The sequence below is a fragment of the Rhodococcus sp. NPDC060086 genome, assembly GCF_042730275.1.
GTDB lineage: Bacteria > Actinomycetota > Actinomycetes > Mycobacteriales > Mycobacteriaceae > Rhodococcus.
Genome location: NZ_JBHWWZ010000026.1, coordinates 17,902 through 44,121, shown reverse-complemented (window position 1 = coordinate 44,121; position 26,220 = coordinate 17,902). Strand labels below are relative to the sequence as shown.

General features: G+C 66.7%; 6 protein-coding genes. All 6 read left to right on the top strand.

Features of this window, described 5'->3' with window-relative positions; all coding sequences use genetic code 11:
- Positions 1–38: 38 nt before the first annotated feature.
- The 6 genes from ACFWB0_RS15610 (at position 39) to ACFWB0_RS15585 (ending at position 26,141) form a co-directional block, all read left to right on the top strand.
- Positions 39–1,151: an NDMA-dependent alcohol dehydrogenase gene (locus tag ACFWB0_RS15610; RefSeq protein ID WP_378491369.1), complete on the top strand. Its 1,113-nt coding sequence runs from the start codon at positions 39–41 to the stop codon at positions 1,149–1,151.
- A 122-nt stretch (positions 1,152–1,273) separates the two neighbouring features.
- A complete protein-coding gene (locus ACFWB0_RS15605) occupies positions 1,274–1,546 on the top strand; it encodes a GlsB/YeaQ/YmgE family stress response membrane protein (protein ID WP_378491368.1) in 273 nt (90 codons plus the stop codon).
- A 174-nt stretch (positions 1,547–1,720) separates the two neighbouring features.
- Positions 1,721–2,581, top strand: coding sequence for an HpcH/HpaI aldolase/citrate lyase family protein (locus tag ACFWB0_RS15600; RefSeq protein WP_378491367.1), 861 nt, complete (start codon positions 1,721–1,723; stop codon positions 2,579–2,581).
- Positions 2,582–2,586: 5 nt separating this feature from the next.
- Positions 2,587–4,533, top strand: a complete 1,947-nt coding sequence (locus ACFWB0_RS15595; RefSeq protein ID WP_378491366.1) for an acetoacetate--CoA ligase — start codon at positions 2,587–2,589, stop codon at positions 4,531–4,533.
- A gap of 65 nt (positions 4,534–4,598) precedes the next feature.
- Entirely contained in the window at positions 4,599–4,946 is a 348-nt protein-coding gene (locus ACFWB0_RS15590) for a hypothetical protein (protein ID WP_378491365.1), read from the top strand.
- Positions 4,947–5,255: 309 nt separating this feature from the next.
- Positions 5,256–26,141, top strand: coding sequence for a non-ribosomal peptide synthase/polyketide synthase (locus ACFWB0_RS15585; RefSeq protein WP_378491364.1), 20,886 nt, complete (start codon positions 5,256–5,258; stop codon positions 26,139–26,141).
- The last annotated feature ends 79 nt before the right edge of the window (positions 26,142–26,220 follow it).

Sequence of the window (26,220 nt, the reverse complement as noted above, 5' to 3'; positions counted from 1 at the left end):
GTACCCGTACGAAACGACAGTCGGACACGGAGGACGAGATGAAAACCAAAGCCGCAGTTCTGCTCGAAGCCGGCAAACCGTTCGAACTCATGGAACTCGAACTCGACGGACCCGGCCCGGGAGAGGTGCTGATCAAGTACACCGCTGCCGGTCTGTGTCATTCGGATCTGCACCTGACCGACGGCGATCTGCCGCCCCGCTATCCGATCGTCGGCGGCCACGAAGGCTCCGGGATCATCGAGGAGATCGGGCCCGGCGTCACCAAGGTCAAGCCCGGAGATCACGTCGTGTGCAGCTTCATCCCCAACTGCGGGACGTGCCGGTACTGCTCGACCGGCCGGCAGAACCTGTGCGACATGGGGGCAACGATCCTCGAAGGGTCGATGCCCGACGGTTCCTTCCGCTTCCATTCGGGCAGCACTGATTTCGGTGCCATGTGCATGTTGGGAACCTTCTCCGAGCGAGCCACGATCTCTCAGCATTCGGTGGTCAAGGTCGACGACTGGCTGCCCCTCGAGACGGCGGTGCTCGTCGGTTGCGGTGTGCCGTCCGGGTGGGGAACGGCGGTGTACTCCGGTGATGTGCGCGCGGGCGACATCGTGGTGATCTACGGCATCGGCGGTCTCGGCATCAATGCCGTTCAAGGTGCCGTCCATGCCGGCGCGAAGTACGTGGTGACGGTCGATCCGGTCGAGATGAAGCGCGATGCTGCCCTGAAGTTCGGGGCCACCCACGCCTTCGCGACCGCAGCCGAGGCCGCGGAGAAGGTCAACGAACTGAGCTGGGGCCAGGGCGCCGATGCTGCGTTGATTCTGGTGGGCACGGTCGACGAGGAGGTCGTCTCTGCGGCAACCGCGGTCATCGGAAAGGGTGGCACCGTGGTGATCACCGGACTGGCCAACCCCGAAAAACTGACGGTTCACGTGTCGGGCACCGACCTGACGCTGTTCCAGAAGACCATCAAGGGCTCGCTGTTCGGATCGGCCAACCCGCAGTACGACATCGTGCGTCTCCTGCGCCTCTACGACGCCGGGCAGCTGAAGCTCGACGAGTTGGTCACCACCCGCTACACCTTGGACGAGGTCAACCAGGGTTATCAGGATCTCCGGGACGGTAAGAATCTCCGCGGAGTGATCGTTCACACATCGTGAACGGGTTGCCACAACGCAACGTTCGGTGATCGATCTTCGGAATTTGCCCCGCAGACAGCACAGGGACGTACACACTGGAGTGCAGTTCGTCGCGGCAAGATCGTCTACGAGAGGAGCTCGGGATGTTCTGGGAAATCGTCGGCACAATCATCTTCGGTGCGGTCATCGGTGTCTTGGCCCGGCTCGTGATCCCGGGGAAGCAGTCGATGGGCATGCTCATCACGGTGATCATCGGCATCGTCGGTGCTCTCATCGGTTACTGGGTCTGGGGCGCGATCTCGTCGGAAGGAAACGCGGATACCGGTGGCATCGACTGGATCCGGTGGATCATCAGTATCGCGGCCGCAGTGATCCTGACGTTGCTCTACACATCGATGACCAGAGAGAAGCGTTGATGTACGACGCTCCCTGAAGACAACGAGCAGCCGATGGCCTCGCCCGGATCAACCGGGCGAGGCCATCGTCGTCTGCGATCACAGGTGTGTCGCAGGTTGTGACCGGACGTGTGCGGAACGGCATCATCGACATGTGCGCTACCGGCACAATGGACGGACAGGAAGGTCGACGACATGAGTGTGATCCCGGGGCCGGCATGGCTGTTCTGCCCGGCCGATCGACCCGAGCGCTACGGCAAGGCCGCCGCTACCGCCGATGTCGTCGTGCTCGATCTCGACGATAGTGTCGCGCCGGCCGACAAGGAGTACGCCCGCCGCTCTCTTCTGGACCGGTCTCTCGACCCGGCGCGCACGGTGGTCCGGATCAATCCGGCAGGCACCGAAGACCACTACCTGGACCTGCGGGCTCTGGCGAACTCGCCGTACACCCGGCTGATGCTCGCACGATGCGAATCTCCGGAGCAGGTGACGGCTCTCGCCCCACGCGAGGTCATTGCGCTCGTCGAGTCACCGCGTGGAGCGCTCGCGGTCGCCGACATCGCGCTGGCCATGGGCACGATCGGTGTCATGTGGGGCGCGGAGGGCCTCGCCGTGGGGCTCGGCGGACAGAGCATCCGGCACGCGGACGGCACCTACCGCGACGTCGCGAAACACGTCAGGTCGTCGGTGCTGCTCGCCGCGAAGGCGTACGGCCGCTGGGCTCTCGACGCCGCCTGTCTCGACATCGGCGACCACGCCGGATTGCGCAGCGAGGCACTCGACGCGGTCGCGGTCGGGTTCGATGTGAAGGTGGCGATCCACCCCGATCAAGTGGGGGTCATCCGTGAGGCCTACACGCCGAGCGAGGAATCGGTCGAATGGGCTCGCAGGGTCCTTGCGGCAGTGCCCGAGTCACGGGGCGCGTTCCGGTTCGAGGGACAGATGGTGGATGCGCCGGTGCTGCGACACGCCGAACAGATCCTGCACCGATCGGTGGAAGCGCGCGCCAACGGGTTCCGATCGGGGCGCGTGGAGGTCGAGCCGGAACGGAGGTGACGATAATGGTGCGTCCACAGTGGGTTCCCAGCGAAGTGGACCTCGCCGAAGCGAGGGTGACGGCGTTCGGCCGTTTCGTCGAGCAACGCCACGCCGTGGAACTACCGCAGTACGAGGCACTCTGGCAGTGGTCGATCGAGCATCCCTCGGAATTCTGGCAGGCAGTGTGGGATTGGTTCGAAATCCGCGGCGGCACCGATCCCGGGCCCGCACTCGCCCACTCCGCCATGCCCGGGGCCGTGTGGTTCCCCGGTGCCCGGCTGAACTACGCGTCGCACGTCTTCCGGAACGCTCGTGCCGATCGCCCGGCGATCATCCACGTCGACGAGGACGGACAGCGCCGAGAGACATCGTGGACGCAACTGCACGGCCGGGCCGCGGCCCTCGCGGCCACGCTCCGCGAGTACGGGGTGAAACCGGGCGACCGGGTCGTCGGGTATCTGCCCAACATTCCCGAAGCGATCGTCGCGCTGCTCGCCACCGCCGGCGTCGGAGCGGTGTGGTCGGCGTGCGGGCAGGATTACGCAGCCCCCGCCGCGCTCGACCGCCTCGGACAGCTGGATCCCAAAATTCTCGTCACCGCGGACGGCTACCGGTACAACGGGTGCCGGCACGACAGACTTGCCGAGGTCGCCTGGTTGCGCGAGCGGATGCCGGGGCTCGAAGCCACGGTGCTCGTGACCGGCGGTGCTGCCTCCGGCGACACCCTGCTCGACCCCGGCCTGCTCACATGGGAGGAGGCCACTGCCGGTGAGCACGAGTTCGAGCCCGTCCCGGTGCCGTTCGACCACCCGCTGTGGACGGTGTTCTCATCCGGCACCACCGGCCTACCCAAGGGCATCGTGCACGGACATGGTGGAGTGCTGCTCGAGCATCTCAAGGCGCTGTCGCTGCACCTCGACATCGGCCCCCGCGACACATACTTCTGGTATACGAGCCCGAGCTGGATGATGTGGAATTTTCTCGCTGCCGGGCTGCTCGTCGGCGCCACGATCGTCAGTTACGACGGTGCTCCCTCGTACCCGGACGTCGACCGGCTGTGGCGGATCGCGGCCGACGAACACGTCACTGTGTTCGGGACGAGTCCCGGATATGTCCTCGCGTGTATCAAAGCCGAGGTCGTTCCGCGCCGCGACCACGACCTGTCCGCTCTCCGTGGTGTCGGGGTCACCGGCTCGGCGCTGCCGCCCACGTCGTCGTTGTGGCTCGGAGAGAATGTGGGCGAGCGGGTCCAGGTCATGTCGATCACCGGCGGCACCGACGTGGTGTCGGCGTTCATCGGGTCGGTCAGGACCATGCCGGTGTGGCCGGGGGAGTTGTCGGTGCCGTGTCTCGGCGTCGCAGTCGATGCATTCGATGCCGCGGGCCGTCCGGTGCGCGGCGAGGTGGGCGAGCTCGTGGTTACCGCGCCGATGCCGTCGATGCCGGTGCGCTTCTGGAACGACCCCGACGGCACCCGCCTCCACGACGCCTACTTCTCCGCCTATCCAGGGGTGTGGCGGCACGGTGACCGGATCTCCATCACCGAGCGTGGCTCCGTCCAGATGCACGGGCGTTCCGACGCGACGCTGAACCGTCACGGGGTCCGGATGGGCACGGCCGACATCTACCAGGTGGTCGAAGATCTGCCGGAGGTGGTCGAGGCGCTCGCGCTCGGTATCGAGCGACCCGACGGCCGGTATTGGATGCCGCTGTTCGTCGTGCTCGCCGACGGTGTGACCCTCGACGAGGCACTCCGTGAGCGGATCCGCACAGAACTTCGGACGCGGATCTCGCCTCGGCACGTGCCCGACGACATCATCGCCGCGCCCGGGATCCCGCACACCCGTACCGGCAAGAAACTCGAGGTCCCGATCAAACGGATCCTGCAGGGAGCCGAGGCCGCGGTGACCGTCGAGCGAACGGCCCTCGACGTTCCGGAACTCATCGAGTGGTACCGCGAGCAGTCGTGATGACCGTCACTTGCTGAGTGCTGCCTTACTGGACAGAGCGCGCCCGGAATGTTCGGATTGCGGACATGGACGTTGCCATCAAGATTTTTCTGATCCTCCACTTCATCGGCCTCGCCGGAATCATCGGCTCGTGGCTCGCGGTCATCAAGGACCCGCGTGTCGTGATGGGCATGCTGCACGGCGCAATCCTTCAGGTGGTGACCGGAGTCGCGCTCGTGGGGCTCAACGAGGCGAACGATGCAGACGTCAACCACATGAAGATCGGTATCAAGCTGGTGATCGCGTTGATCATCCTCGCCGTCGCGATCGTCGGTCTGAAGAAGGAGAAGCAGAACCCCGGTACCACCGCTGCGCTCGCTCACACTGCAGGCGGACTCGCCATCGTCAACGTGATCATCGCAGTGATGTGGTGATCCTCCTCTCATCATCGGGACGGTGACGCCTTGTCCTGTCCACGACCATTCGAGCGCTGGTCCGCACCCTGTAGATTGGGCCGGTGTGTATGCGAAGGGCACCTGACATGACCGGCGAGTAACCTGTCTCGAACGGTTGTTGCCGGTCGGTAGGGTTTGTGGCTGCGTCGTCAGGTCAGTGGGATCCCGCTGCCGGGCTCGCCGTAACGATCCTCACCTGATCTGCAGATATACGCGGGGTACGGTGATGTGCTCCGCAGGTCGGTGCGCAGGTCGGTCGTCGTCCGACGGTGAGAGGAAGGTTGGGGTTTGGACTCGCTGGGTATCGGCGGCTTGGAAACGAAGAAGACGAGTGCGGCAGCGGTGCCGCCCGGTGCGTTTCCCCTCTCGCCGGCACAGCTGGGCATGTGGTTCGCCCAGCACGTCGACCCGACGGTGCCAGCCAACATCGCCCAGTACGTCGAACTCGATGGCGATGTCGATCTCGACGTACTTCGCGAATCCAGTGCACGCGCGGCCCTCGAGACAGGGTCCGGGTTCCTCCGCTTCATCGAAGTGGACGCGCATCCCTATCAGCTCGTCGACCCGACCCTCGAGGCTCCGCTCGGATATGTGGATCTGCGCGACGAACAGGACCCCCGCCAGGCCGCGCTCGAGTGGATGAGCGAGGACCGCAGCCGGCCCGTGGACGTGCTCCGCGACCGGCTCATCGCCGCGACGGTGCTTCGCATCGGTGAGAGCCGCTACTTCTGGTACAACCGCGTCCACCACCTCGCACTCGACGGGTTCGCTGCCGCGACCTTCATGACCCGGATCGCGGAGCTGTACACCGCAGCCGTGGAAGGGGTCGAGGCCAGCCCGAACCGCGCGTCGGACCTGCGCAAGGTCTACGACGTCGAGATGGACTACCGCGATTCGAAACGGTTCGCCGACGATCGCGAGTACTGGGCGGGGCAGATCGAGGGCATCGAGGAACCGTCGAGCCTGGCCGACCGCACGGCAGCGCCTGCGCCCGTCAGCCGCATCGACAGTGCCGCGCTCACCGACGACATCGAGCATCACGTCGACGCGCTCGCCGAGCGCGAAGGTGCAAGTCTCGCGACGGCCGTCGTGGCGGCCTTCGCCGCGTATGTCGCGCAGATGACCGGCCGCACCGACGTCGTACTGAGCCTGCCTGTCGCCGCGCGGACGACCGCGGTGTTGCGCCGCTCCGGCAGCATGGTGTCGAACGTCGTGCCGCTGCGCCTGGACGTCACCGACGACACCACCGTGCACGACCTGATCGCCGCATCGGGCGCCGCCGTGTCCGGGGCACTGAGACACCAGCGCTACCGGCACGAGGACATCGTCCGCGACCGCGACACGTCGGCCGGGGCGCAGTCCACGTTCTTCGGACCGTGGGTCAACATCATGCTGTTCGAGAACGAGATTCGTCTCGGCGACATGGTCGGACACATCAACATCCTGTCGACCGGTCTCATCGAGGATCTCGGTGTCAACGTCTACAAGAGCGGTGGCACCCGCGTCCACATCGACTTCGAGTCCAACCCCAACCTCTACCCGGCCGAACAGGCACGTGCCAACCACGTACGGTTCGTCGAGTTCTTCGACCGGTTCGTCGCGTCCGACGCCGACCGGCTCGTCTGGGACATCCCACTCGCTGCGAACGTCGAACTCGACCGCGCCGTGGTCGACTGGAACCGCACCGAGCACCCGGTGGAGCAACGCGCACTGCTCGCCGACTTCCGGGCGCAGGCCGCCGCGACACCCGATGCGACGGCACTGGTCTACGAGGGGGAGTCGCTCACCTACGGTGAGTTCGCTACGCGCGTCAACTCCCTCGCCCGGGAACTCGTCGACCGCGGGGTCGGTCCCGAGTCTCTCGTCGGCCTGTGTGTCCGCCGCTCCTGCGAGCTCCTCGTCGGCATGTACGCGATCCTCGAGGCCGGCGGTGCATGGGTGCCGATCGACCCGGACCACCCTGCCGACCGCACCGGATACATCCTGGACACCGCGAAACCGGTCGTGGTGCTCACCACCTCGCGCGACCGCGCCGAACTCCCCGACGTAGCGCCGGTCGTCGAGATCGACACATTCGACCACTCGTCACGCGATGGTGGGCCGCTCACCGACGCGGAGCGACTCGGGCCGGTGCGGCCCGACACCACCGCGTACGTGATCTTCACGTCCGGATCCACGGGCCGACCCAAGGGCGTCGCGGTGGGTCACGCTGCGATCGACAACCAGATCCAGTGGATGAACGACCAGTACGACGTGGCATCCACCGACGTCTATCTGCAGAAGACCGCCACCACGTTCGACGTGTCGCTGTGGGGCTTCTTCATGCCGTTGCGGGTGGGTGCGACGCTCGTCATCGCGACACCGGACGGGCACCGCGACCCGGTCTACGTCGCGAACAAGATCGCCGAGCACCGGGTGACGCTCACCGACTTCGTGCCGTCGATGCTCACCGTGTTCGTGGCCAATGCACCCGAGGGGAGCTGCGACACACTGCGTCACGTCTTCGTCATCGGCGAAGCGTTGCCCTCCGAGACGGCCGCAGACTTCGCGCAGCTGTGCTCCGCCGGTCTGCACAACCTCTACGGGCCCACCGAGGCCGCGGTGTCGATCACCTATCACCGCGCCGGACCGGGCGACGTCCACAGCGTTCCGATCGGCATCCCGCAGTGGAACAGCCGCGCGTACGTGCTCGACCGTCGTCTCCGCCCCGTTCCGGTGGGGCGCCCGGGAGAGCTCTACCTCACCGGCGTCCAGCTTGCTCGCGGGTACCTCGACCGGCCCGACCTGACCTCCGACCGGTTCCTCGCCGACCCGTTCGGCGCTCCGGGCGACCGGATGTACCGCACCGGCGACCTCGTCCGCTGGGTGTCGCCCGACGGTGAACACGGCATCCTCGACTACATCGGTCGCACCGACTTCCAGGTGAAGTTCCGCGGTCAGCGCATCGAACTCGGTGAGATCGAAGCGGTCCTGCTCTCGCACCACACCGTCTCGCAGGCCGTCGTGCTCGTGGTGCAGACCTCCACCGGCGACCAGCTGGTGGGCTTCGTCGTGCCCACTCCGACCGCGACGATCGACGTCGCGGACCTGACGGATCACGCCGAGCGTGCGTTGCCGTCGTACATGGTCCCGGCGTCGCTCATGGTGCTCGAGGAACTCCCGCTGAACACCAGTGGCAAGCTCGACCGCAAGGCGCTTCCGCAGCCGATCTTCAGCAGTACCCGCACCTTCCGCGAACCCCGTACCCCAGCGGAACGGGCGGTGTCCACCGCGTTCGGTGAGGTTCTCGGAGTCGAGCGGGTGGGTCTCGACGACGACTTCTTCGAACTGGGTGGCAACTCTCTGGTCGCCACCCAGGTCGTCTCCCGCATCGGTGCCGCGCTCGACACCCAGATTCCGGTGCGTGCGCTGTTCGAGGCATCCACCGTGGTGGGTCTCGCGACGCGAGTGGCGAAGCAGATCGGATCGGGTGCCCGGCGCGCCCTGGTGGCGAGGCCGCGACCCGACGTGCTGCCCTTGTCGACCGCGCAGCAGCGCATCTGGTTCATCAACCGGTTCGATACGGCGACCGCGGCATACAACCTGCCGTTCACGGTCCGTCTCACCGGCGACGTCGACCCCCGGGCACTGTCCGACGGCTTCGCCGATGTGGTGCACCGGCACGAAACACTCCGGACCGTCTATCCCGAGGTCGACGGTGAACCTCGCCAGGTCATCCTGCCGACCGGGCAGGTCACCTCGGTCCTCGAACCGGTGGACGTCGACGAGGCAGGACTGCAGGCCGCCGTCGTCGAGCTGGCCGGTCGCGGATTCGACGTCACGACGGACGTTCCGTTCCGAGTGGCACTCTACAGGCTCGCTCCCGACGCCTACGTCCTCGCAATGGTGTTGCACCACATCGCATCCGACGGTTCGTCGTTCGGCCCGTTCGCCCGTGACGTCGTCACCGCCTACTCGGCACGAGCCGAAGGTCACGAGCCACATTGGGCGCCGCTGCCGATCCAGTACGCCGATTACGCGGTGTGGCAACGCGAAGCCCTCGGTCTCGAATCCGACCCGGGATCCGCCGCTGCGCAGCAGATCGCCTACTGGACCGAGGAACTCGACGGGCTTCCCGACCAGCTCGACCTGCCGTCCGATCGGCCGCGACCCGCGGTCGCGAGCTACGGCGGCTCCAAACACCGGTTCGACATCGACGCCGAAACCCACAGGCGCTTGGTCGATCTCGCCCGTACGCATCACGCATCGCTGTTCATGGTCGTGCACGCTGCCTATGCGGTGCTGCTGTCTCGGCTGAGCGGGTCCAGCGACATCGCCATCGGTACCGCTGTCGCGGGTCGAGGCGAGAAGGAACTCGACGACCTGATCGGCATGTTCGTCAACACCCTCGTGTTGCGCAGCAGAATCGACCCGGGCTCCTCGTTCGCGGAATTCCTCGGCGACGTCCGCGGCACTGACCTGACCGCGTTCTCGAATGCCGACGTGCCGTTCGAGAGGCTCGTCGAGGTGCTCAACCCCACTCGCTCCACCGCGCGGCACCCGCTGTTCCAGGCGGCGCTGTCGCTCGAACCGGCGCACGCACGCGACGTGTCGTTCGCGGGTGTTCATGCGGTGGGCATCGAGCTCGACATGCCGATCTCGAAGTTCGACATCCAGCTCTGGGCCACCGAGCGGCTCGACGAGGACGGTCGCCCGGCCGGGCTCGGCGTGGTCTTCGAGTTCGCCACCGATTTGTTCGACGAAGCCACCGTCGCGGCGTTCGGTGAACGATTCGTGCGCATTCTCGACGGAGCCGTCGCCGATCCCACAACTCCCGTCGGAGACCTCGAGATCCTGTCTCCCGGTGAGATAGATCGTCTCGTCGCGACCCACGGTGCCGTCGTCACCGACCACGTCACCCTGGTCGACCTCCTCGTCGAAGGAGGCCGACGCCACCCCGACCGCATCGCGGTACGCGACGGCGAGACGACGATCACCTACCGTGAGCTCGACGAGATGTCGAACCGCATCGCCCGCTACCTCACCGGCCGCGGTGCCGGACCGGAACAGATTGTGGCGCTCGCGTTCCCGAGATCCTGGGAGATGGTTCTCGGTGTCTGGTCGGTGGCCAAGACCGGCGCGGCGTACCTGCCCGTCGATCCCGAGCATCCGGCCGAGCGCATCTCCCACATGCTCGACGATTCGGGTGCACTGGTCGGCCTGACCACAGCCGAACGATCCGGCTCGCTCCCGGCGGTCGTCGACTGGATCGACCTCGGCGACGATGAGTTCGTCGCGGAATGCGCAAAGCACTCCAGCGCCCCGATCGGTGATGCCGACCGGATTCGCCCGCTCCGCGTGGACCACACCGCCTACGTCATCTACACCTCGGGTTCGACCGGTCGACCGAAGGGCGTCGCGGTCACCCACGTCGGACTGTCCGGACTCGTCCGCGAGTCCGTCGAACTCTACGAGGTCACCGAGAACTCGCGGATTCTGCACATCTGTTCGCCGAGCTTCGACCCGTCGGTGCTCGACTGGACGCTCGCGGGGTCGACGGGTGCCGAGCTCGTCATCACTCCGCCCTCGGTCTACGGCGGGGCCGAGCTCCGCGCACACATCGCGGCCACGAAGGTCACCCACGCCGTCATCACCCCCGCGGTGCTCGGATCGGTCGATCCCACCGGCCTGGATTCTCTGCGAGTACTCAACGTCGGTGGCGACGCCTCCACCGCCGATCTCGTTGCGCGCTGGGCGCCGGGGCGCCGGTTCTTCAACGCGTACGGGCCCACCGAGACGACGATCGTGTCGACCCGCGCCGAACTGTCGGTCGACGGACGGATCACCGTGGGCACTCCGGTGGCCGGAGTGGTTGCGCTCGTGCTCGATCGACGTCTGCGACCGGTCCCGGCCGGGGTGTCCGGCGAGCTGTACCTCGCAGGCGATGCCCTCGCCCGGGGCTATCATCGCCGCGGGTCGCTCACTGCGGATCGGTTCGTCGCGAACCCGTTCGGCGGTTCCGGCGACCGCATGTACCGGACCGGCGACATCGTTCGCTGGAACGACGACGATCAACTGGTCTTCACCGGGCGATCCGACTTCCAGGTCAAGGTCCGTGGCTACCGCATCGAACTCGGTGAGATCGACGCGACGCTGCTGACCCACGATCTGGTGGACTTCGCTGCCACGATCGGCCACGAAATGCCCTCGGGGCAGACGGCACTCGTGTCGTATGTGCATGCCGCTCCCGGTGTCGACACTGCGGATCTCGCCGACCATGTGGGTCGGTCACTGCCCTCGTACATGGTTCCGTCCCAGATCATCGTTCTCGACGAGGTGCCCCTCACTCCGATCGGGAAGCTCGACCGGCGCGCATTGCCGGAACCCGAACTCGTCATCAGCTACCGCGAATTCCGTGGGCCGACAACGCCGATCGAAGAGACCGTCGCAACGGTGTTCGCCGACGTCCTCGGCCTGCAGGTCGTCGGACTCGACGACGACTTCTTCGAGCTCGGCGGCAACTCCCTGCTCGCCACGCAGGTCGTCTCCCGACTCGGTGTCGCGCTCGATGCCCAGGTGCCGGTGCGGGCGTTGTTCGAGTCCACCACCGTCGCTGCGCTCGCCGTGCGGGTGGAGCAGGAAGCCGGCCGCGGCGCGCGCATCGCCCTGTCGAAGATGCCTCGGCCCGAACGTGTCCCGCTCTCGCTCGCGCAGCAGCGCATGTGGTTCCTCAACCGCTTCGACACCCAGTCGGCGACCTACAACCTGCCGATGGCACTGCGGCTTCGCGGCGATCTCGATATCGCGGCCCTGCAGGTGTCGATCATGGACGTCATCGATCGTCACGAATCGCTGCGGACCGTCTTCCCGGACTCACCCGAGGGCCCGCACCAGGTCGTGCGTGCCGCCGCCGAGGTCGTTCCTGATCTGACTCCGACCGTGATCGCAGCAGACGAACTACCCGAAGCCGTCCGTCGACTCGCCTCCACGGGCCTCGACGTGACCTCCGACGTCCCGATCCGCGCCGAGCTGTTCGAGCTCGGTGGCTCGGAACATGTGCTCGTCGTGGTGGTGCACCACATCTCGGCCGACGGCTGGTCGATCGGCCCGATGGCGCGCGACATCATGGTCGCGTACACCGCGCGGACCGACTGGGAAGAGCCGTCGTGGGCGCCGCTGCCCGTCCAGTACACGGACTACACGCTGTGGCAACGGCAGATCCTGGGCTCCGAGGACGATGACCGGTCGCTCATCTCACGTCAGCTCGACTACTGGCGCCGCACCCTTGCGGGCATCCCCGACCAGCTCGATCTGCCGGCCGACCGGCCGCGGCCGAGTCAGCAGTCGTATGCAGGTGCGACCGTCGAGTTCCGAATCGATCCCGAATTGCACCGCGGATTGGTCGATCTCGCGCGCAGCCGTAATGCGTCGCTGTTCATGGTCGTGCACGCGGCGCTGTCCGTGATGCTGTCGCGTCTGTCCGGACAGGACGACATTGCGATCGGTACCCCGGTGGCAGGCCGCGGTGAGCAGGCACTCGACGATCTGATCGGCATGTTCGTCAACACGCTCGTGTTGCGCACCGAGGTCGACGCGGCCGACGAATTCACCCGGCACCTCGCCCGGGCCCGGGACGCCGCCCTCGGTGCGTTCGGGCATGCGGATGTGCCGTTCGAGCGTCTCGTGGAGGTACTCAATCCGGAGCGGTCGACGGCGCGGCATCCGCTGTTCCAGGTGATGCTCTCGTTCGAGAACCTCCGTGCCTCACGCATCGACCTTCGCGGCCTGACCCTCGACGTCGTCGACATCGATTCGGCCGTCGCCAAGTTCGACCTCCAGCTGACTCTGACCGAGGCATTCGACGGCGATGGTGCGCCCAACGGTCTCGGCGCTGCCTTCATCTACGCGACCGATCTGTTCGATGCCGGAACCGCGCACGGATTCGCCGATCGTTTCGTGCGGGTGCTCGAGACGGTTGTGGCGGATCCTGCGGTGCGGGTCGGTGATATCGATCTGCTCGATGCCGATGAGCGGTCTCTGGTGCTCGAGCGGTGGAACGATACTGCGCACGAGGTCGAGTCGTCGTTGACGTTGGTCGATCTGTTCGAGGCACAGGTGCGTCGGACGCCGGATGCGGTGGCGCTCGAGTTCGAGGGGCAGTCGCTGACGTATGCGGAGTTCGATTCTCGTGTGAATCGGGTTGCGCGTCATTTGATTTCGGTGGGTGTGGGGCCGGAGTCGACGGTGGGTCTGGCGGTGCGTCGTTCGTTGGATCTGTTGGTCGGGATGTATGCGATCGTCAAGGCCGGTGGTGCGTATGTGCCGTTGGATCCGGATCAGCCTGCGGATCGTAATGGGTACATTCTCGAGGTTGCTGCTCCGGTGGTGGTGTTGACGACTGCGCGTGATGGGTTTGTTGCGCAGGGTGTGCCTTCGGTCGAGCTCGATGTGCTCGATGTGTCGGGATTCTCCGATGCGTCGGTGGCGGATGTGGATCGTGTGTCGCCGTTGCGGTCGTCGAATGCGGCGTATGTGTTGTTCACGTCGGGGTCTACGGGTCGGCCGAAGGGCGTCGCGATCTCGCACAACTCGATCGTGAACCGCCTCGTGTGGATGCAGGACCAGTATCGACTCGCCGCCGACGACGTCGTCCTGCAGAAGACGCCGTTCACGTTCGACGTGTCGGTGTGGGAGTTCTTCTGGCCGCTGCAGGTGGGTGCCCGGCTCGTCGTCGCCATCCCCGACGGTCACCGCGACCCGGACTACCTGGTGCGGACGATGATCGAGAACTCGGTGTCGGTGGCCCACTTCGTGCCGTCGATGCTCGCGGTGTTCGTCGCAGCATCCGGCGTCGAGGACGTCTCGACGCTGCGTGCCGTGTTCGCTTCGGGTGAGGCACTGTCGGCTGCTGCCGCGGACCGCCTGCGTACGGCACTGCCCCAGGTGCGCCTGCACAATTTGTACGGACCCACCGAGGCTGCGGTCGACGTGACCTACCACGAGGTCACCCGCGCCGACTCGACGTCGGTTCCGATCGGTGTGCCGGTGTGGAATACCGGTGTCTACGTGCTCGACGGCCGGCTCCGGCCTGTCCCGGTGGGGGTTGCGGGCGAGCTGTATCTGTCGGGCGTGCAGTTGGCGCGGGGGTACGTGACCCGGCCGGACCTGACCGCTGAGCGGTTCATCGCTTCTCCGTTCGCAGTGGGGGAACGGCTCTACAGAACCGGCGACCTCGTCAAGTGGGGTCGGCGCTCCGGTGAGCTGGAGTACATCGGCCGTACCGACTTCCAGGTCAAGTTGCGAGGACTGCGGATCGAGCTGGGGGAGATCGAAGCCGCGATCCTCGAGCCCGGGGGCGTCGCCCATGCCGTTGTGCTGGTGCGCGCGGATCCGCGTTCGGGTGAGCAGCTGGTCGCGTATCTCGTCGGACAGCCCGGGGCCGCACTCGATACAGGTGCGATCTCGAGAGTCCTGTCGACCCGCCTGCCCGGTTACATGGTGCCGACGGCGTACGTCGTACTCGATCAGCTGCCGCTGAGCCTGTCGGGCAAGCTCGACCGCAAGGCTCTGCCGGAGCCGGTGTTCGAGGTCAAGGAGTTCCGGGCACCGACCACACCCGTCGAGCAGATCGTGGCGTCGGTCATCGCCGACGTCCTCGGGCTCGACCGGGTCGGGCTCGACGACGACTTCTTCGCCCTCGGCGGCAACTCGCTGATCGCGACGCAGGTGGTGTCGCGGATCAGCGAGGCCGTCGGGCACCGCCTGCCGCTGCGCATGATCTTCGAGGCGTCGACCGTCGAATCGCTTGCCGTGGCAGCCGAGTCCAGTTCGGTCGAGACGAACCGGATCCCGCTGGTCGCCCAAGATCGGCCGGCACGGGTTCCGCTGTCGCTCGCTCAGCAGCGGATGTGGTTCCTCAACCGCTTCGATCCCGACTCGGCGGTCAACAACATTCCGGTTGCGGTGCGGTTGTCCGGCAAGCTCGACGTCGCAGCCCTCGAAGAGGCGCTGCGGGACGTCGTCGCGCGACACGAATCGCTCCGCACCATCTACCCGGACGTCGACGGCTACGGATACCAGAAGATCCTCGCTCCCTCCGACGTCGCGATCGCGCTCGAGAGCATCCCCACGTCCGAAACCGACGTTCCGGACGCGCTGCGCGAGCTCGCAGGCACCGCGTTCGACGTGGCGCGCGAAGTTCCGCTCGCCGTCTGCTTGCTCGAGCTCGCACCCGACGAGCACCTGCTGGTAGCGGTCCTGCACCATATTGCCGCGGACGGGTTCTCGATGGTCCCGCTCACCCGCGACATCATGATCGCCTATGCGGCACGCTCGACCGGCGATGATCCCGCCTGGGAACCGCTCGAGGTGCAGTACGCCGACTACACGCTGTGGCAGCGCGACGTCCTGGGGTCCGAAGACGATCCCGATTCGATGGTCTCCCAACAGATCCGGTATTGGATCGAAGCGCTGGACGGAGTGCCCGCGAGCCTCGAACTGCCCACCGACCGGCCTCGTCCGGCGGTGGCCACGAACGCCGGAGCCGTACACCGATTCGAGATCGGTGCCGACCTGCGTGCCGCGATCGACAGGCTGGCGCACGATCAGCGCACCACAGAATTCATGGTGGTCCACGCTGCCCTCGCGGTGCTGCTCGCACGGCTCGGAGCGGCCGACGACATCACGATCGGCACTCCCGTCGCCGGTCGTGGTGAGCGCACCCTCGACGGCCTGATCGGAATGTTCGTCAACACCCTCGTGTTGCGCACGCACGTCGATTTCGCGCAGACGTTCGGCGAACTGCTTGCGCACGTGCGTGAATCCGACCTCGGTGCCTTCGCGCACGCGGAGATCCCGTTCGAACGCCTCGTCGACGTGCTCGCACCTGTCCGCAGCCAGGCGCACAACCCGTTGTTCCAGGTGATGCTCGCATTCCAGAACGTCGGCCAGGTGTCGCTCGAACTGCCGGGCATGACCGTGTCCAACATTCCGCTCGACAGCGGTATGTCGAAGTTCGATCTCGTGGTGACTGTTCTCGACGTGCCGCTCGACGGTGCTGCCGACGGCGGGTACTCGATCGAATTCTCTTACGCCACCGATCTTTTCGATGCATCGACCATCGTCGGCATGGGCGAGCGCTTCGTATCGTTGCTCGAGGCGATCACAAGCACACCCGCACTGCCGGTCGGCGACCTTCCGCTGCTCACCGGTGCCGAACTCGTCGCGGTCGAATCGGCGTCCCGCGGACTCGTGCACCCCCTCGACCCCGCAGTCACGGTGCCCGTCCTGCTGGACCTGCAGGTCGCACGTACCCCGGACGCTCCCGCACTCATCCCGGGCACCGACGCCCTCGGCGCCCCACGGACGTACCGGGAGTTCGGACGCGACGTCAACCGGCTCGCCCGGTACCTCGTCGGACGCGGCGTCGGACCCGACACCCGCGTGGGTGTTGCACTGAGCCGTTCCACCGACATGGTCGTCGCGATCCACGCAGTGATCGCCGCGGGAGGCGCATACGTGCCGGTCGATCCCGACCAACCCGCCGAACGCATCGAGTTCATCCTCGAATCCTCGGCGCCGTCGCTGCTCCTCACTGCAGGGACGACCGCATCGGCGCGCGGTGCCACCTCGGTCACCACATGCGACATCGATGCACTCGACCTCTCCGGCTTCGACGACGGGCCGCTCACCGACGCAGACCGCACCGCACCCCTGCGCGCCGAGCACCTCGCGTACGTGTTGTACACGTCGGGTTCGACCGGCCGACCCAAGGGCGTCGGCGTGACCCACGGCTCCGTGGTCAACCAGATGTTGTGGATGCAGGATCGATTCGCGTTCACGGAGTCGGACGCAGTCCTGCTCAAGACCCCAGTGACGTTCGACGCGTCCGTATGGGAGATCTTCCTGCCGTTGCAGACCGGTGCGTCCGTCGTCGTGGGGTCCCCGGATCTCCACCGCGATCCCGCTCGCATGGCAGCGGAGATCGGACACACCGTCACCACCGTGGTGCAGTTCGTCCCGACGGTGTTCGACGCGGTCCTCGAGCACCTCGACACGGGTGCGGCGGCGTCGCTCACCCACGTGTTCTGCGGTGGCGAGGCGCTCTCGGCAAGCAGCTCTGCCCGGTTCGCGGCGCTCGGCGATGCGCCCGTGCACAACGTGTACGGGCCGACCGAAGCGACGGTGCAGACCGTGTACCGGACCGCAGCGGCGGACGACGATCGGGTGGTGCCGATCGGCCGCCCGGTGTGGAATACCGATGTGCTCGTGCTCGATCCGCGGCTGCGCCCGGTTCCTGTCGGCGTGTCCGGAGAGCTCTATCTCACGGGCGCCCAGCTGGCCCGCGGCTACCACGGCCGAGCGGATCTGACTGCGGAGCGATTCGTCGCGGATCCGCGCTCGACGACCGGTGCGCGCATGTACCGGACCGGCGACCTCGTCAAATGGACCCGTGCAACATCCGGCCGGTCCAGCACGGCACACATCGATACGCTCGAGCTCGAATACCTCGGCCGTACCGACCACCAGGTCAAGCTGCGTGGCCTCCGGATCGAACTCGGCGAAGTCGAGTCGGCACTCGGCGAGGTGAGCGGGGTGCGTCAGTCCGTTGCGATCGTCCGCGACGACCCGGGCACGGGACCACAACTGGTGGCGTACGTGGTGGCCACACCCGGGGCCACCCTCGACCCGCTCGATATGAAGGCCGAACTCGCGCAGGCGCTGCCGTCGTACATGGTTCCGTCGGCGATCGTGGTCCTCGACCGGTTCCCGCTCAACACCAGCGGCAAGATCGATCGGAACTCGTTGCCTGCTCCGACCTTCGAGGTCGGCGAATTCATGCCGCCGCGCACTCCGGTGGAGGAGATCGTCGCGGGAGTCTTCGCGCAGGTCCTCGGGGTGCCACGGGTCGGACGGGACGACGACTTCTTCGCGCTCGGAGGCAACTCCCTCGTCGCAACCCAGGTCGTCGCCCGCCTCGGTGAGGCCCTCGGGACCCGGATTCCCGTGCGAGCACTCTTCGACGCCCCGACCGTCGAAGCGCTCGCGGTGCGTGCCGAGCAGGACTCCGGTGCAGGAATCCGACCGCAGCTCGCGCGTCGCCCCCGCCCGGAACGAGTACCGTTGTCGCCTGCTCAGCAGCGCATGTGGTTCCTCAACCGGTTCGACGCCGACTCTGCGGTGAACAACATCCCGGTCGGTGTCCGCTTGACGGGCGCCCTCGACGTGGAGGCACTCACCGCCGCGCTCGGCGACGTCGTCGAACGGCACGAATCGCTCAGAACGATCTACCCCGACGTCGACGGTGTGGGATACCAGTCCGTACTCGCCTCGCACCCGGTGGAACTGATCACCGAGAGCGTCGACGAGGCGTCACTCATCGTGCGAGCCGAACAGCTCACCGCGATGGGATTCGACATCACCACCGAGGTTCCGATGCGGGTGGTGCTGTTCGAGCTCAGCGCGCGCGAACACGTGCTGTTCCTCGTGGTGCACCACATCGCATCCGACGGATTCTCGCTGCGTCCGCTCGCGCGCGACATCATGGTCGCGTACGCGTCGCAGACACGCGGCGAGTCGCCGGCCTGGTCTCCGCTCGCGGTGCACTACGCCGACTACGCGCTGTGGCAGCGTGAGGTGCTCGGATCCGAGGACGATCCCGAATCGGTGCTCTCGGAGCAGATCGGATATTGGGCCTCGCAGCTCGCGGGACTCCCGGATCAGCTCGACCTCCCGTCCGACCGGTCGCGCCCCGAGACGGCCTCCGGTGAAGGCCGGACCAGCAGTTTCCGAATGGAACCCACGCTGCACGCGCGTCTGGAAACGCTGGCGCGAGAGCACAACACGTCGTTGTTCATGGTGATTCACGCTGCTCTCAGCGTGCTGCTGTCGAGGCTGTCGGACACCGACGACATCGCGATCGGCACACCGATCGCCGGTCGCGGCGAGGCAGCCCTCGACGATCTGGTCGGCATGTTCGTCAACACGCTGGTACTGCGCACCACGTTCGACAACGATGCGCCGTTCGAGGAACTGCTCGCCAAGGTCCGGGAGACCGACCTCGACGCCTTCGCACATGCCGACGTTCCGTTCGAGCGGCTCGTCGAGATCATCGATCCCGAACGCTCTCAGGCGCGGCATCCGTTGTTCCAGGTGGCCCTGACGTTCCAGAACACGGGCGCAGTGGATTTCGAACTCGACGGGATCACCGCGAGGGCGCTCGAATACGAAGCTCCCACAGCAAAGTTCGACCTGCAGTTCACCTTCGCCGACAGCATCGGCGCGGGATCGATCGGTGCCGACAACGGCGCGGGTGGCATGGATTTCGCGATCACCTACGCCACCGACCTGTTCGACGACCTGCGTGTCGCGGCGTTTGCGGAGCAGTTGCTGCGGATTCTGCGTGCGGTGGTGGATGATCCGGCGGTCGTGGTCGGTGATATCGGGATCCTCGATGATTTCGAGCGTGAGCTCGTGGTGTCGCGGTGGAATTCGCTGGGTGATGATGTGGCGCCGGCGGATGTGACGCTGGTGGAGATGTTCGAGGCGCAGGTCGCTGTGCGTGGTGATGCGGTGGCGGTACGGTTCGGTGACGAGTCGGTGTCGTATAGCGAGTTGGGTTCGCGGGCGCGGCGTCTTGCGCGGCATCTGATCGATGTCGGTGTGGGGCCCGAGTCGTTGGTGGCGGTGGCGTTGCCGCGGTCGGTGGATCTGGTCGTGGCGTTGTTGGCGGTGCTCGAGGCCGGTGGTGGATATCTGCCGGTGGATCCGAACTCTCCGGCCGATCGCATCGAGTTCCTGGTGTCGGATGCCGCGCCGGTTGCGGTCGTGACGCGCTCCGATGAGGAAGTGTCGTTCCCGGACGGTGTTCCGGTGGTCGAGCTCGATCGGGTGGATCTGTCGGGTGTGGACGATGCGCCGATCGTCGATGGGGAGCGTCGGGCGCCGCTCGCGTCGACGAACCTCGCGTATGTGATCTACACGTCGGGTTCGACGGGCCGTCCGAAGGGCGTGTTGATTCCGCATCGCAACGTGGTGCGGTTGATGGTGAACACCGAGTCGGTGTACGGGTTCGGTGCGTCGGATGTGTGGACGATGTTCCACAGCTATGCGTTCGATTTCTCGGTGTGGGAGTTGTGGGGCCCGTTGTTGTACGGCGGGACCCTGGTGGTTGTCGACTACTTCACGTCGAGGTCGCCGGAGGCGTTCCGGGAGTTGCTGGTTCGTGAGCAGGTGACGGTGTTGAACCAGACTCCGTCGGCGTTCTATCAGCTTGCGGAGGCCGATCGTGTGGCGTCCGATGGTGCGCGGTTGGCGTTGCGTTATGTGATTTTCGGTGGTGAGGCGCTCGAGCCACGCCGTTTGGCGGGGTGGTTCGAGCGGCACGAGGACACCTCTCCGCGGTTGGTGAACATGTACGGGATCACCGAGACGACGGTGCATGTGTCGTACCGGGAGATCGGTGCCGAGCTCGCCGAGGCGGGATCGGCGAGTGTGGTCGGTGTGCCGATCGCCGGTTTGCGGGTGTATGTGCTGGACCGGCGGCTGCAGCCGGTGCCGGTGGGTGTTGCGGGGGAGATGTACGTCGGTGGCGGTCAGCTCGCGCGCGGATATCTGCGTCGTCCGGAGTTGTCGTCGGCGCGGTTCGTGGCCGATCCGTTCTCGGCGGATGGTGCCTTGCTCTACCGGACGGGTGATGTTGCGCGGTGGGTGGTCTCGGGTGATCTCGAGTATCTGGGTCGTGCCGATGATCAGGTGAAGATCCGTGGTTTCCGGATCGAGCTCGGTGAGGTCGAGGCGGCGGTGCTGGCGCAGGATTCGGTGGCGCAGGCTGCGGTGATCGTGCGTGAGGATGCGCCGGGTGCGGCGCGGATCGTTGCGTATGTGGTTCCTGCCGAGGGCGTTTCGGTCGATGTCGACTCGCTGCGTGATGGTGTGGGTGCGGTGGTGCCCGAATACATGGTGCCGTCGGCGTTCGTGGTGATCGAGTCGATCCCGTTGACGGTCAACGGCAAGTTGGATCGTCGGGCGCTGCCGGAGCCGGTGTTCGAGACACGGGTGTTCCGGGCGCCGTCGACTCCGATCGAGGAGATCGTGGCGGGGGTGTTCGCCGATGTGCTCGGTGTCGAGCGGGTGGGTGCGGATGATGATTTCTTCGTGCTCGGTGGTAACTCGCTGATTGCGACGCAGGTGGTGTCGCGGCTCGGTGTTGCGTTGGATGCGCAGGTTCCGGTGCGGGCGTTGTTCGAGGCGTCGACGGTGTCGGCGTTGGCTGCGCAGGTGGAGCAGGAGTCGGGTCGTGGTGGCCGGGTTCCGCTCGAGGCGCGGTCGCGTCCGGCGCGGGTGCCGTTGTCGCCTGCGCAGCAGCGGATGTGGTTCTTGAATCGGTTCGATCCGGAATCGACGGCGTACAACATTCCGTTTGCGTTGCGGTTGACCGGCGAACTCGACGCCGCAGCGCTGCAGTCCGCAGTCGCCGACCTGGTGGCGCGGCATGAAACGTTGCGCACCGCGTATCCCGAGACCGGCGACGGTCCCGTGCAGAAGATCCTCCCCGCTTCCCGGATGTCCGTCGATCTCACTCCGAGGGACATCACCGCGGGCGACCTCGAGACGCGCCTTCGGGCGATCGCCGCGACGACCTTCGACGTGACTGCCGAAGTGCCGATGCTCATGCAGCTGCTGCGAGTGGCCGACGACGAGCACGTGCTCGTGGTCGTGGTGCACCACATCAGCGCAGACGGCTCGTCGATGGTTCCGCTCGTGCGCGACCTCGTCACCGCCTACGCGGCGCACACCTCCGGTACCGATCCGGTGTGGGCACCCCTGCAGGTGCAGTACGCCGACTACGCGCTGTGGCAGCGTGAGGTGCTCGGCTCCGAGGACGACACGGAATCGATTGCGGCACAGCAACTCGGATACTGGCGCGAGGCGCTCGCCGATCTGCCCGACCAGCTGGATCTGCCGCTCGACCGTCCGCGGCCGGCGCAACAGACCTTCCGCGGTGATCGCGTCGAGTTCGTCATCGGCTCCGATGTCCACGCCGGGCTCCGAGACCTCGCCCGCAGCCACAATGCAACCGTGTTCATGGCGGTGCACGCGGCCTTCGCGGCGCTGCTCGCGCGACTGTCCGGAACCTCGGACATCGTGGTGGGCACCCCGATCGCGGGCCGAAACGAGCAGGCCGTCGAAGACATCATCGGCATGTTCGTCAACACCCTCGTGCTCCGGCTCGACGTACCCGCAGAGGCATCGTTCACCGATCTGCTCGCCGCGGCCCGCGAGACGGATCTGCATGCGTTCGCTCACGCCGACGTGCCGTTCGAACGACTCGTCGAGGTGCTCAATCCGGCGCGTTCGACGGCCCGTCATCCGCTGTTCCAGGTCGGTTTCTCGTTCCAGAACCAGGCCGGAACCGAGCTGCAACTGCCCGGACTCGAGGTGGCTCCGCTCGATCTCGAAGGTGGAACCGCCCAGTTCGACCTGCACCTGATCGTCGCCGACCGCTATGACGACGAGGGTGCACCCGCCGGTATCGACGCGATCCTCACGTACGCCACCGATCTGTTCGACGACGACACCGCCCGCGGTGTCACTGCGAGGTTCGAACAGCTTCTCGGTGCCGTCCTGCAGGCGCCCACCGTGCCGGTCGGTGATCACGCGGTGCTGCTCCCCGGCGAGCGCGACGACGTGCTCACCACGTGGAACGACACCGATCACGACGTCGACGGGACGCGCACACTCATCGACCTGTTCGACGAGCAGGTCGAACGCGACGGCGACGCGGTGGCGCTCGTGTACGAGGGCGCACAGTGGACGTACGCGGAATTCGATACGGCCGTCAACCGCCTCGCCCGGCACTTGATCGGGCTCGGCGTCGGGCCGGAGAACCGCGTCGCACTCGCCGTTCGCCGCTCACCCGAGTTGCTGATCGGCATGTATGCGATCGCCAAGGCCGGCGCCGCTTACGTGCCCGTCGACCCGGACCAGCCGTTCGAGCGCAACGAGTACATCCTCGGTACCGCTGCACCCGCGGCGGTGATCACCACGGCCGCCGACAGGATCGGGCATCCCGGTGTGGCCGAGGTCGTGCTCGACGATCTCGACCTGTCGAATCTGTCCGACGCGCCGATCACCGACTGCGACCGCACGGCCCCGCTGCGCGCACACAACACCGCCTACGTGATCTTCACGTCCGGGTCGACCGGTCGGCCGAAGGGCGTCGCGGTACCGCATGCTGCGATCGTCAACCAGCTCGAGTGGAAACGCGCTGCGTTCGACCTCGGACCGGACGACGCGGTGCTGCTCAAGACCATCGCCACGTTCGACCTGTCGGTGTGGGAGTTCTGGTCTGCCCTGACCTCGGGGGCGCGTCTTGTCGTCGCGACCGCCGACGGTCACCGCGACCCCGACCGCCTACTGACCCTGCTGCGTGAGCAGCACGTGACGACCCTGCACACCGTGCCATCGATGCTGTCGATGCTCATGACCGTCGCGAACGGCGAAGTGTCGCAGTCGTTGCGGCGGGTGCTCGCCATCGGCGAGGCGCTGCCGGCGCCGGTCGCACAGCAGTTCCGCGCGTCGAACAGTGCGGCCCTGTTCAACCTGTACGGCCCGACCGAAGCCGCCGTGTCCGTCACCGTCCACGAGGTGGGCGACGACGACACCGCCGCCGTCCCGATCGGTGTGCCCGAGTGGAACACCGCTGTGTACGTGCTCGACGGTCGCCTGCGGCCGGTCCCGCCAGGCGTGGCAGGCGAGCTGTACCTTGCGGGCACCCAGCTCGCCCGCGGCTACCACGACCGCGCCGACCTCACCGCGGACCGATTCGTCGCCGACCCGTTCGGCCGCGCGCGGATGTACCGCACCGGCGACATCGTGCGCTGGAACCGTGAAGGCCACCTCGAATACCTCGAGCGCGCCGACTTCCAGGTCAAGGTTCGCGGTTACCGCATCGAACTCGGCGAGATCGAAGCGGTCCTGCGCGAGCGCGACACGGTGCGCGACGTCGCGGTACTCGTCCGCAGCGACGCCCACGTCGGTGACCGCCTCGTGGCGTACGTCGTATCGTCGGGCGAGGATGTCGACATCGACGCGCTCAGAGTGCAGCTGGGCGAACGGTTGCCGTCGTACATGGTGCCGTCGGCGTTCGTCGTCCTCGACGCCCTGCCGCTCACCACCAACGGCAAGCTCGATCGGGCGGCACTGCCCGAACCGGAACTCGACGCGGGCACCTTCCGGGCACCCACCACTCCGGTCGAGGAGATCGTCGCGGCGACCGTGGCGGAACTGCTCGGCATCGAACGGGTCGGTCTCGACGACGACTTCTTCGAACTGGGCGGCAACTCGTTGCTTGCGACGCAGCTGTCGGCCCGACTCGGTGCGGCACTCGACACCCGTGTCGCGGTGCGCACCGTGTTCGAGGCGTCGACGATCGTGGCACTCGCGGCGCACATCCAGCCGTCCGTCGGACGCGGTGCCCGTGCTGCGCTCGTGGCGGGTCCCCGGCCCGATCGGATTCCGCTGTCGCTGGCACAGCAGCGCATGTGGACCCTCAACCAGGTCGATCCGGAGTCGGGTGTCTACAACATCCCGGTGGCGGTGCGGCTCACCGGTGCCCTCGACACGGACGCGCTCCGTGCTGCGGTCGCCGACGTCGTCGCCCGGCACGAGGTGCTGCGCACGGTGTACCCCGACACCGAGGACGGTCCGATCCAGGTCGTGCTGCCCGTTGCGGAGGCAACGTCCGATCTCGAACCGATCGAGGTGTCCGCCGCCGACCTCGTCGGACAGCTGACCGAGGTGCTCGGCACCGGGTTCGACGTCACCGCACAGATCCCGCCGGTGCGGGTCGCACTGTTCCGGGTCGCCGACACCGAGCATGTGATTGCCGACACCGACGAGCACGTGCTCGCAGTCGTCGCCCACCACATCAGCGCCGACGGCTATTCGATGCGGCCACTGATCCGCGACGTGATGGTCGCGTACCTGGCGCGTGTCGAAGGTACGACGCCGCACTGGGCCCCGCTGGACGTCCAGTACGCCGACTACACGCTGTGGCAGTCGTCGGTGCTCGGTGACGCCACCGATCCGGACAGCGAACTGGCACGCCAGCTCGCCTACTGGACCGACGAGCTCGCCGGAGTACCCGAAATGCTCGCGCTGCCCACCGATCGGCCGCGCCCGGCGCGACAGTCGACCGACGGTGAATCCGTCGTGTTCGGGCTCGGTGAGTCGCTCGCCCAGCGGGTCGAGAAGACCGCGCGTGATCAGGGCGTCACCGTATTCATGGTGATGCACGCCGCGTTCGCGGTGCTGTTGTCGCGACTGTCCGGATCCGAGGACATCACGGTGGGCACCCCGACCGCCGGCCGCGGGGAAGAGGCACTCGACGACCTCGTGGGCATGTTCGTCAACACCCTCGTGCTGCGCACCCGGGTCGCGGGAGGCTCGACGTTCTCCGACCTGCTCGGGCAGGCGAAGGAGAAGGACCTGGCGGCATTCGGCAACGCCGATGTCCCGTTCGAGCGACTCGTGGATTCGCTGGGAGTGCGCCGGACCAGCGCGCACACCCCGCTGTTCCAGGTGATGCTCACCTTCCAGAACATCGACACCGGCACCCTCGAACTTCCCGGGCTGGCGGTCCAGCCACTCGAGACCGGTGCGGACCAGGCGAAGTTCGACCTGCAGTGCACCGTCGTCGAACGGTTCTCCGCCGCCGGCCTCCTCGACGAGATGGACGTGACCTTCACCTACGCGACCGCGCTGTTCGATCGCAGCACGATCGAAGTGTTCATCGAACGGTTCCTCCGCGTCCTCGACGCCGTGACCGACGATCCGCAGGTCGTGCTGCGCTCCATCGATCTGCGAAGCGAGGACGAACGCGCGCGAGCAGCTCGACCACGGAAGGCCCGCACCGTCGCGGACCTGCCGGACCTCGCCGCTCGTGCGGCCGCGGTCGCCCCCGACGCCGTCGCGTTCGATCACGGCGACCGCGACGTCACATTCGGAGAGTTCGCGCAGCGTCTGGAGACGATGGCGTCGACGACGGGCGGCGCCCTCACCGCGGAGGCATTGGTGTCGGTCGTGCTCAACGGGCTCGTCCCGGGAATGCTGCCCCAACTGGGTGCCGATGGCTTCGCTCAACTGATCCGCAACGTGATCGCCGCCGCCGAAGCCGTCGCGGACGGGGATTAGTCCGCTGCGGGTCGGTTCGGGATAATGGAGGATCGACTGTCGTTCGAACACCGGGGGCCGTACCGTCGCCGGTGGTATC